The 11,924-nt window shown below is 69.3% G+C and carries 2 protein-coding genes; both read right to left on the reverse strand.

All coding sequences use genetic code 11. The features are described 5' to 3' along the window. Nucleotides 1-7,310: non-ribosomal peptide synthetase (locus ON19_RS25995; RefSeq protein WP_043698377.1), on the reverse strand; the 7,310-nt coding region annotated here is incomplete at its 3' end. Between the two features lie 282 nt (nucleotides 7,311-7,592). Beyond that, a partial coding sequence (locus ON19_RS26000; RefSeq protein WP_043698380.1) for a non-ribosomal peptide synthetase occupies nucleotides 7,593-11,924 on the reverse strand: 4,332 nt, incomplete at its 5' end.

Genomic DNA, 11,924 nt, shown 5'->3' on the forward strand with positions numbered 1-11,924 from the left:
ACCTCACCGATCGCCAACACCTGCCGCGGCGACCAGTCCCGCGCATTCGCGCTCGCCCGGTGCACCAGCAGCGCGTCGAGCATCGACGGCACCACGTGCAGTGTCGTGACCGACTCGCGCGCCATCAGCTCGTTCAGATACGCCGGATCTCGATGGCCGTCCGGTGAGGCGATCACCAGACGCCCGCCGCACACCGCCGCCGACCAGAACTCCCACACCGACAAGTCGAAGGTCGCCGCCGTCTTCAGCAGTACCGACTCGTCCTGGGCCAGCTCGAAATGTGCTGCCTTCCAGAGCAATTGGTTCGCGACCGCCGCATGCGACATCGCGACGCCCTTCGGCTGCCCAGTCGAACCGGACGTGAAGATGACGTATGCCGTGTTCTCCGGTCGCAGCGGAACGACCCGCTCGGAATCGGTGAGCGGCACGCTCGCGACCGCGGTGAGTTCGAGGTCTTCCAGTCGCACCACAGGGGCGACATCGGTATCGAAGTCCGACTCCGTATTGCTCAGCACACACACCGGAGCGGCGACGGAGAGGATGTAGTCGGTTCGCTCCGCGGCTTGGTCCGGGTCGACCGGCACGTACGCGCCACCGGCCTCGGCCACCGCGTACATCGCCACGACCAGATCCACCGATCGGCGGAACGCGAGCGCGACCCGGCATTCGGGCCCGACGCCCACCGAGATCAGGTAGCGGGCGAGGCGGTTCACTCGGGCGCCCAGCTCAGCGTAGCTCAGCTCGGCGCGTTCGCCGTCGGGCAGGTCCGCGATCAAGGCGACCGCTCCCGGCGTCGCCGCGACGGTCCGGCGCAGCAGGGAGCCCAGTGTCGCGTCCGGTTCCACCGGGTGGATCGTGTCGTTCCACGTGGCGAGCACGTCGGCACGCTCGGTGTCGGCGAGGATATCGATATCACCGACCGGCACCGTGGAATCCGCGATCACGGCTGTGAGGATGCGCGAGAACCGATCAGCGAACCCCTGCACCGTCTCCCGATCGAAAAGATCGGTGGCATACGTCAGAAACCCGCCGATACCGGCGGCCGCACCGGACTCCTCATATCCATCTCCGACGATCAAATGCAGATCGAACTGCGACACGTCCACATCCGCGTCCACACTCGCCACCGACAAACCCGGCAACTCCAACGCGGCACGCGCCACATTCTGAAAAGACAACCCGACCTGGAACAACGGATGACGCGCTGTCGACCGCGGCGGATTCAGCACCTCCACCAACCGCTCGAACGGCACATCCGCGTGCGCGAACGCCGCCAGATCCGACTCACGCCGGCGCACGAGCAAATCCGCGAACGATTCCGCACCGTCGACCCGCGACCGGAAGACCACGGTATTGACGAACATACCGATCAGATCGTCCAGCTCACGCTCACCACGACCGGCGACAGGCGTGCCGACCGCGATGTCGTCCGAACCCGACAACCGAGCAAGCAGTACCGCGAACGCCGCATGCACCACCATGAACAACGTCGCACCATGCGCATGGGCGAGCTCGATCAGACCCGCGTGCGTGGCGGCGTCCACAGTCACGCCGACCCGAGCACCCGCCAACGACGCCACGGCCGGGCGTGGCCGATCCGTCGGCAACTCCAGCACGTCGGGCAGATCGGCCAGCTCGGCACGCCAGAACTCGATCTGCTGCGCGGCAACCGACTCCGGATCCGACTCCGCACCCAGCACCGCACGCTGCCACAACGCGTAATCCGCGTACTGCACCCGCAACGGCGACCATGCCGGCAGCTCACCGGCCGCGCGCGCCGAATACGCCACCATCACGTCCCGCACCAGCGGACCCATCGACGACGCGTCCGCCGCGATGTGATGCACCACCACGGCGAGCACGAATGTATCCGGCGCGTCCGCGATCCGCAGCAACCGCACCCGCACAGGCACTTCGGCGGTCACGTCGAAGGGCGTCGACGCGAGCGTATAAACCTCGCTCGCGACCTCGGCCGCACCGATCGGGTGCACCGCCACATCCAGCGCCACCTGCCCGGGGGGCAACACCACCTGCACCGGACCATCCGGAGTCTCCGGGTACACCGTGCGCAGCACCTCGTGCCTGCCCACCACGTCGTGCAGCGCCGCGCCCAGCGCCGCCACATCCAGCGCACCGGTCAACCGCAAAGCGAACGGCAAATTGTAGGCCGCCGCACCGATCTGTTCCCCCGCGTCATCGGTCTGATCGAAACGATTCAGGAACCACATCCGCCGCTGCGCCAACGACAACGGCAACCGCTCCGGACGGGCGATACTCCCCAGCTCGACACCACGCTCACCGTGCGTATGCGACTCGATCGCCGCCGCCAACGCCGCCACGGTGGGCGACTCGAACAGCGTCCGCACCGCCACCCGCGCACCGACCGCCGCGCCCACCCGCGCCACCACCTGCGTGGCCACCAGGGAATTTCCACCCAGTGCGAAGAAATCGTCGTCCGCGCCCACGCGAGGCGACCCGAGCACCTCGCCGAACACCTCGGCCACGATCTCTTCGACCGCGGTCGAAGGGGCGCGGAATTCCCGCGCGGTGAAGACCGGCTCGGGCAGTGCCTTGCGGTCCAGCTTGCCGCTGGGATTGAGCGGGAACTCCGGCAGCGCCACGATCGCCGCCGGAACCATGTACGCGGGCAGCGTCGCACCGATCGCCGCGAGCAGGCCGGCCTGCTCGATCGCGTACCCCGGCGCGGGGACCGCGTAGGCCACCAGCTGCTCGCCCAGCGACGAAGACGCGACGAGCGCGACCGCCTGGCTCACCGAGGGCTGCGCCAGCAGCGCCGCCTCGATCTCGCCCAGCTCGATCCGCTGACCACGGAACTTCACCTGGAAATCGGTCCGGGCGAGATAGTCGAGCCGATGCGGCAGTTCTTCGGTCGGGGCGCGCCAGACCACCAGGTCACCGGTCCGGTACATCCGCTCGCCGATGCCGAACGGGTTGGCCACGAACCGGTCGGCGGTCAGGTCGGGACGCCGCACATAACCGCGGGCCAGCTGGTCACCGGCGAGGTAGAGCTCGCCCGGCACACCGGCAGGCACCGGCCGCAACCACGAATCCAGCACGTAGACCTGGGTGTTCCACTGCGGCACGCCGATCGGCACGGACCGTTCGTCGGCCGCGGTCGCGGGCCAATAGGTCACCGAGACCGCCGCCTCGGTCGGGCCGTACAGGTTGTGCACCGCGGCGTCCGTCACGGCGCGCACCGCGGCGACGGTCTCCGGCGGCAGCGCTTCGCCGATCGCGAAGATGTCCCGCAAGGTGGGGCACGAGCCCGGCTCGGTGTGCGCGGCGAAGACCGTCAGCATGGACGGCACGAAGTCGGTTACCGTCACGCCTTGCGCGGCAATGGTTTCCGCGATATACACCGGATCGCGATGTCCGTCGTGAGTGGCGATGACCAGCTTCGCTCCCACGCGCAGCGGCATGAAGTAGCCCCACAGCGAGACGTCGAACGTCGTCGCCGTCTTCTGGAGGTACACGTCGTCGGCGTCGAGCGGGTACGCCGCGAGCATCCAGCTGATCTGGTTCTGGATCGCGAAGTGCGAGATGGCGACGCCCTTGGGGCGGCCGGTGGACCCCGAGGTGAAGATCACGTATGCCGGATGGTGCGGCAGCAGCGGACGCACCAGTTCCTCGGCACGCACCGGAGTGTCGTCGAAGCGATTCGGGTCCAGGGCGTCCAGCAGCAGTACCGCGGTGCCTTCGGGCAGGTCGACCGCGTCGGCGGACGTCGTGAGCACGCAGACGGGCTGGGCGGTGTCGAGGACGTGCGCGATACGTTCAGCCGGATGATCCGGATCCAACGGCACATACGCCCCACCCGCCGCGACGACCGCATACATCCCCACCACAAGATCCAACGACCGACGAACCGCCAACCCCACCAACGACTCCGCACCCACACCCTGCGAAATCAACAACCGCGCCAAACGATTCACCCGCGCATCGAACTCCCGATACGTCAGCCCCAGGCCCTCGAACACCACCGCGACCTCGTCGGCATAGGCCTCCGCCGCCCGGCGGTAACCGTCCAGCAGCAATTCGGTGGGCACCGGATACCGGGTGCTGTTCCATTCGAGCAGTATGCGTTCGCGCTCCACGGGGGCGAGCAGATCGATCGCGCCGATCGGCCGGTCCGGCTCGGCGGCGGCGACGGTCAACAGCCGGTCCAGCCGCCAAGCGAATTCGGCGATCGTCCGTTCGTCGAACAGATCGGTGGCATAGGTGAACATCGCCGTGAAGCCGGCGGCCTCGCCCTCGGCTTCGGGTACCACGGTCAATTGCAGATCGAACTTCGCGACCGCGCCGTCGAGCTCGAGCACCCGGGCGGACAGTCCGGGCAGGGTTATCTCGGGCCTGCTCATGTTCTGGAAGAACAGCGCCACCTGGAACAGCGGGTGATGCGCCTGCGACCGCACCGGGTCGAGCACCTCGACCAGCCGCTCGAACGGCAACTCCGCATGCGAGAAGGCGCCCAGATCGGTCTCTTTCGCCTGGGCGAGCAGTGCACGGAACGACGCGCCGAGGTCGATCCGGGTGCGCAGCACCAGCGTGTTGACGAACATGCCGATCAGCCCGTCGAGCTCCCGCTCGCCACGGCCGGCCACGGGCGTGCCGATGGTGATGTCGTCGGTGCCGGTGAGGCGGGCCAGCAGCAGCGCAAGCGCGCTGTGCACAACCATGAACTCCGAGGCGCCCGCGCTGTGCGCCAACTCGGCGAGCCCCCGGTGCACCGAGGCGTCCACCGCGAAGGCGTACTCCGCACCCCGGCCGGAGGCGACGGGTGGGCGCGGCCGATCCGAAGGTAGGTCGATCCGGTCCGGGATGCCCGCCAAAGCGCGACGCCAGTAGCCGAGCTGGGCCGCGGCCACCGAATCGGGGTCGTTCTCGTCGCCGAGCATGTCACGCTGCCACAGCGTGTAGTCCGCGTACTGCACCGGCAGCGGCTGCCAGGACGGCCTGGCCCCGTTGCGCCGGGACAGGAACGCGCTGAGCAGATCCCGCAGGAACGGCGTTACCGACGCGCCGTCGGCGGCGATGTGATGCACCACCACCACGACCACATGGTCGCCGGGACCGATTTCGGCCAGGGCGATGCGCAGCGGCACTTCCGCCGCCACGTCGAAGCCGGCCAGCGCGAATCCACGCAGCCAGTCCGTGAGCTCGTGCTCGGCGAGGGGCTTCGGCGCGAGGTCGGGGACGGCCTGCGCGGCGGGCACCACCACCTGATAACCCGTACCGTCCACCGCCGGATACACCGTCCGCAACGTCTCATGACGCTCGACCACATCCGCGACCGCCGCCCGCAACGCCGCCACATCCAACACACCCGACAACCGCACCGCGAACGGAATATTGTTCGCCGCAGAACCGGTATCGAACTGATTCAAAAACCACATCCGCTGCTGCGCCAACGACAACGGCACCCGCTCCGGACGCTCCACCGCCACCAACGCGCGCCGGTCCCCCGCGCCCTTCAACGGCTCCAGCCGTGCGGCGAGCGCGGCGACGGTGGGGCTCTCGAAGATCAGCCGCGCGGGCACCCGCGCCGCGATGGCGGCTCCCAAGCGGGCGGCGACCTGCGTGGCGATCAGCGAATTGCCGCCCAGCTCGAAGAAGTCGTCGTCCGCGCCGACCGGTGCGCCCGGGCCGAGCACTTCGGCGTACACCTCGCCGACCAGCTCTTCCAGTGGGCCGACCGGCGCGCGGAACACCTTGGTCTGCAACCGCGGCGCGGGCAGCGCCGCGCGGTCCAGTTTGCCCACCGGGGTCAGCGGGATCTCCTCCAGCACCATGACCGCCGTCGGCACCATGTGGGCGGGCAGGGTCTGCTCGGCGAAGGCGGCCAGTTCGGCCGCGTCGGCGGCCATCCCTGGGGCGGCGTGCACGTAGGAGACGAGAATGGTGGCGCCACTGTCCAGGTTGTGCCCGACGGTGACCGCGAAGTCGACCGTCTCGTGCGCGGCCAGCACAGCGTCGATCTCACCCAGCTCGATCCGGAAACCCCGGATCTTCACCTGGAAATCGTTGCGACCGAAATACTCCAGCTCACCGCTCGCTGTCCGACGCACCAGGTCACCAGTGCGGTAGAGCCGGGAACCGTTCGCGTCGAACGGGTTGGCCACGAAGCGGGACGCGGTCAGCCCGCGCCGTTCGTGGTAGCCGCGGGCCAGGTGGGCACCGGTGATGTACAGCTCGCCGACCACGCCGCTGAGGACTGGCACCAGGCGCTCGTCCAGCACGTACTCGGTGACGGCCCGGATCGGGGCGCCGATGGTCACCAGCTCGCCGGGCACCAGCGGCGCGCTGATGTTCGTCATGATCGTGGTCTCGGTCGGCCCGTACCCGTTGAAGAATTCGCGGGTCCGGCCACCGGACACCGGTAGCACCCAGCGCCGCACCAGCTCCGGCGGGCACGCCTCGCCACCGGCCACCACCACGCGCAACTCGTCCAGACCGGCCGGGTCCACCGACGCGAGCGCCGCCGGGGTCACGAACGCGTGGGTCACGGCCTCCCGGCGCACCAGGGACGCGAATTCCTCACCGCCGAACACCGTGGGGGACGCGACGACCATGGTGGCCGCGCCGCCGAGCGCGAGCAGCAACTCCAGCACGGACGCGTCGAACGACGGCGACGCGAAATGCAGCGTCCGCGACGCACTCGTCACCCGATACCGATCACGCTGCTCGGCGCAGAAACTCGCCAACCCCGCCTGCGTGACGACCACGCCCTTCGGCTTACCGGTCGACCCAGAGGTATAGATGACGTAAGCGGGATGCTCCGCGCGCAGTGGGCGCACCCGATCGGTGTAGGTCACCGGGTCGGCGGGGAACTCTTCCAGCCGCCGCGCGCATTCGGCGGTATCGATGGACAGCCACTCGACCCGGTCCGGAAGGTCGGTGCGGACCTCGTCGACGGCCAGCCCGAATACCGCGCCGGAGTCGACGATCATGTGCACGACGCGGTCGTCCGGGTAGTTCGGATCCACCGGAACGAACCCCGCACCCGTCTTGGCCACCGCCCAGACCGCGACCACCGACTCGACCGACCGCGGTATGCCCACCGCGACCAGATCCTCCGGACCCACGCCACGATCGATCAGCAGACGCGCCAGCCGGGTGGAGCGTTCGTCCAGCTCGGCGTAGCTCAGCTTGGCCAGCGTGCTGGTCGCGTCGGCGAACACCACGGCGGCGCCGCTCGGGTGGGCCTCGACGGCCGTGGCCATCAGCTGCGGCAGGGTGGTGACGCGGGGGCGGCGGGTCCGGGTCGGGCGCACTCGGGCCGGGCGGGTCATGCGCGCACCGCTTCCGCAGTCTCGTCACACCGCTGACCGACCGCCCGAACCATCGTGCTGCCTACCCTGTCTGTTGTCGCCACGCGCACGTTCACCATGCTCTCGCCCTCATGATCATCGAACACGCGCATGCCGATCGTTACCGAACCGCCGGCCCACGCCGAGCGCGAACCACCCGCGAGCCGTGGGTTGCGGGTCGCGGGAGCGGACGCGTCTGACGAGTGCCGGGGACGATTATTCCCTGCCGACGCGCGATTCGGGTCGCGGCGTCGGCCGGAACGATCAGCGACGTCCGTCGAGCAGCGCGGCCAGCTGCGGGCCGATCACCGCCAGCGCCTCCGGCGCGGCCATCCGGGCGTGGGTGACCTCGACCGGCCGGTCGACGACCATGCCCTGCACGTACGGCCACCAGTCCGCCGCGGCGGCGCGCAACTCGTCGGTGGGGTCGGCGACGGCCGCGCTGAAGTACTGCACGGTGCCGCGGAAGACCCCGGGCCGGTGCTCGGCGATCAGCTCCGCCGAGCGGACCGCACTGCGATAGATCCGGCGCAGCCGCTGCGGGGTCACCGCGACGAGATCCGCCGGGATCATGGCGTGCAGTGTGGCCAACGCCTCGTCGTCGAGTTCGTAGACATCGTCACCCGCGGCGACCGCCGTGCCCAGACCGAGTTCGGCCAGGGCGCCACGCACCGCGGCGCGGAAGCCGACGACGTCCGGATTCGGATGGCTGTCCATCATGGCCAGCAGCTCCACCTCTTCGCCCGCGTCCTGCAACCGGGTGGCGATGGCATGGGCGAGCACACCGCCGAGCGACCAACCGAGCAACCGGTACGGGCCCTGCGGTTGGACCGTCCTGATCTCGGACAGGTAGCGCTCGGCCAGCTCGTCCAGCGAACCGGGCAGCTCGCCGTCCTCCGACAGCGCGGGTGATTGCAAGCCGAGGATCGGCTGCTCGGCGGGCAGGAACTGGGCCAGCCCCGCGTACGACCAGGCCAAGCCGTACATCGGGTGGAGGCAGAACAGCGGGGCCGCCGAACCGCTCGCGCGGATCGGCAGCAGCACGTCCAGTGCCGCGGTGGCGTCGGCGTCGCCCGTGTCGATGCGAGCGGCCAGCCCTGCCACCGTGGCGTCGGTGAAGAACCACTGCACGCGCACCGTCGCTCCGGTCGCGTCGCGCAGCCGCCCGACCACCTGCGCCGCGAGCAGCGAGTTGCCGCCGAGGGCGAAGAAGTCGTCGTCGAGTCCGACCCGGTCGGCGTCGAGCAGTTCGGCGAACACCGCGGCCACCGCCTGCTCGGTCGCCGTCTCCGGCGCACGGTAGCCGACCCCGCTGGCGAACTCCGGCGCGGGCAGGGCGCGCCGGTCGAGTTTCCCGTTCGGTGTCAACGGCAGCGCTTCCAGCACCACCACCGCATCCGGCACCATATAACCGGTCAAGAACCCGGCGACCTCGGCCCGGACCGCCGCGGGGTCGATGGTCACGCCGGTGTCGGCGACCACATACCCGATCAACCGGTCCCCGGCGTGCTCGTCGTCGCGTACCAGCGCGACCGCCTGCCCGATACCGGCGCAGCGCAACAGCGCCGCTTCGATCTCGCCGAGCTCGATCCGGAACCCCCGCAACTGCACCTGCTGATCACCACGCCCGGCATACTCCAGCGCAGCGTCGTCCTCGCCCGCGCGCCACCGGCCGATATCGCCACTGCGATACATCCGCGACCCCGGCGCACCGAACGGATTCGCCACGAAACGCGTCGCCGTCAACCCCGGCCGGCCCAGATACCCGCGCGACAACTGCCCGCCGACCACATGGATCTCACCCGGCACACCCACCGGCGCGGGATGCAGTCGCCGATCCAGCACGAACGCATCCAAACCCGGGATCGCCCGCCCGATCACACTGGCCGCGTCCCGCACGTCACGCTCCCCCAACGGCAGGAACGACACGTGCACCGTGGTCTCGGTGATGCCGTACATGTTCACCAACCGCGTCGAGGCGTCGTGACGCTCATACCAGCGGCCCAGCTTACGCAGATCCAAAGCCTCACCACCGAACACCACATACCGCAACGCGAGCTCACCCGCACCGGCCACCCGATCGGCCTCCACCAGCTGATAGAACGCCGAAGGAGTCTGATTCAGCACAGTGACCCGCTCACCGATCAACAGTTCGCGCAACTGCTCCGGCGAACGGGAGGTCACATAGTCGACCACGACCACACTGCCGCCGTGCGCCAGCGCGCACCACAACTCCCACACCGAGAAATCGAACGCGAACGAATGGAACAACGTCCACACATCGGTGTCGTCGAACCCGAACAACGGCTGAGTATTGGCGAACAACTCCACCACATTGCGGTGCGCCACCCCCACACCCTTGGGCACACCCGTGGAACCGGAGGTGTAGATGACATACGCCAGGTTGTCCGGACGCAACCGCGCCACCCGCTCCGCATCACCCACCGGCGCCTCGGAATACGTTCCCGCCTCCGACAACAGCACCACCGGCAGCTCACCCGCCGGTACCGCGCCACGCTCGTCGGCGGTGGTCAGCACACACACCGGGGCGGCGTCTGCCAGCATGAACTCCAACCGCTGCACCGGATAAGTAGTGTCGATCGGCAGATACGCCGCACCCGCGATCAACACACCCAACAAAGCGACCGGCAACTCCTCGGTGCGCGGCACAGCCACCGCCACCAAAGATTCCGGACCCGCGCCCCGCGCGATCAACGCCCGCGCCACCTGGTTCGCGCGCCGCTGCAACTCACCGAAGGTCAGCGACCGGTCACCGAAGCGGATCGCGACCGCGTCCGGACGCGACCACGCCCGCTCGGCGATCACATCCGGCAGCGTCGCGCCGGGGACCCACGCCCCCTGCGCATTCCATGCGCTCAGGACCTGATCGCGTTCGCCGGGCGCGAGCACGTCGATGTCGCCGACCACGGCGGTGGCGTCGGCCGCGACCGCCGCGAGGACACGGCGGAACCGGCTCGCAAGGTCGCGTACGGTCGATTCGTCGAACAGGTCGGTCGCGTAGCCGACCACCACCGAGATGCCCTGTGCACCTGGTTGTTCGGCCAAGGTGATCTGCAAGTCGAACTTGGCGGCCGACACCTGCGGATCGATGCCGGACACCGTGAGACCGGGCAGTTCGAGCGTCGCGGGCGCGAGGTTCTGCAGCACCAGCATCACCTGGAACAGCGGATGCCGCGCCGCCGAGCGGACCGGATCGAGCAACTCCACCAGGCGCTCGAACGGCAGGTCGGCGTGGCCGAACGCGGCGACGTCGGTCCGGCGGACCTCCGCGAGCAGCGCCTCGAACGGCGTGCCCGGCTCGACCTCGGTGCGCAGCACCAAGGTGTTGACGAACATGCCGATCAGGTCGTCGAGTTCCGCCTCGCCGCGCCCGGCCACCGGCGTGCCGATGGCGATGTCCGAGGTGCCCGACAGCCGGGCCAGCAGCACCGCGAGCGCGGCGTGCACCACCATGAACAGCGTCGAATTGTGCTGCTGGGCGAGGCGTTCGAGCCCCGCGTGCAGGTCGGCATCGATGTCGAAGGCGAAGGTCGCTCCCCGATAGGACGCCTGCGCGGGCCGGGGCCGGTCGGCCGGAAGCGGCAGTTCGTCCGGCAGGCCGGCGAGCGTGCCGCGCCAGTACTCGGCCTGCTGCGCGATCAAGCTGTGCGGGTCGGTCTCCGAACCGAGCACCTCGCGCTGCCAGAGGCTGTAGTCGGCGTATTGGACCGGCAGCGGGGCCATGGCCGGTGTCTCGCCTCTGCTGCGCGCCTCGTAGGCCAGGACCAGATCCCGGGTTAGCGGTCCGAGCGACCAGCCGTCGGAGCTGATGTGGTGCGCGACGAACGCGAGCACGTGCTCGGTGGGATCGTCCGCGCTCGCGGACGCGACCTCGAACAGCTCCACCCGGAACGGGACCTCGGTGGTGACCTCGAATCCGGTCGTGACGACCGCGGTAATCGCGGCGAGCAGATCCGCCGCCTCGACGCGGGTGGGGATCAGGCTGATCGGCACCTCGTCCACCGCGAGCACCTGCTGTACCGGGCCCTCGGGCGTCTGCGGGTAGATCGTCCGCAGGATCTCGTGGCGGGCGATCAGGTCCGCGACCGCTTGCCGCAGCGCGGTGACGTCCAAGTCGCCGGACAGGCGGATGGCGGCCGGGATGTTGTAGACCGCCGACGCCGGGTCGAACTGGTTGAGGAACCACATGCGCTGCTGTGCCAGCGACAGCGGAATCCGCTCCGGACGCGGACCCGCGACCAAAGCCTTGCGTCCGCCGCTGCCCGCGTGCTGCTCGACCTTCGCTGCCAGGCCGGCGACAGTCGCCGCCTCGAAGATCGTGCGGACCGGGACGCGGGTGTCCAACGCCGCGCCGATACGCGCCGCGACCTGCGTCGCCAACAACGAATTACCACCGAGGGCGAAGAAATCATCATCCGCACCGACACGCTCCACACCGAGCACCTCGGCATACACCGACGCCACGATCTCCTCGATCGGGGTCGACGGCGCACGAAACGCCTGAACCTCGAACTCCGGCTCCGGCAACGCCTTGCGATCGAGTTTGCCGTTCACGTTCAACGGCAAAGCATCCAG

The sequence above is a fragment of the Nocardia abscessus NBRC 100374 genome, from assembly GCF_000308455.1.
Taxonomy (GTDB): Bacteria; Actinomycetota; Actinomycetes; order Mycobacteriales; family Mycobacteriaceae; genus Nocardia; species Nocardia abscessus.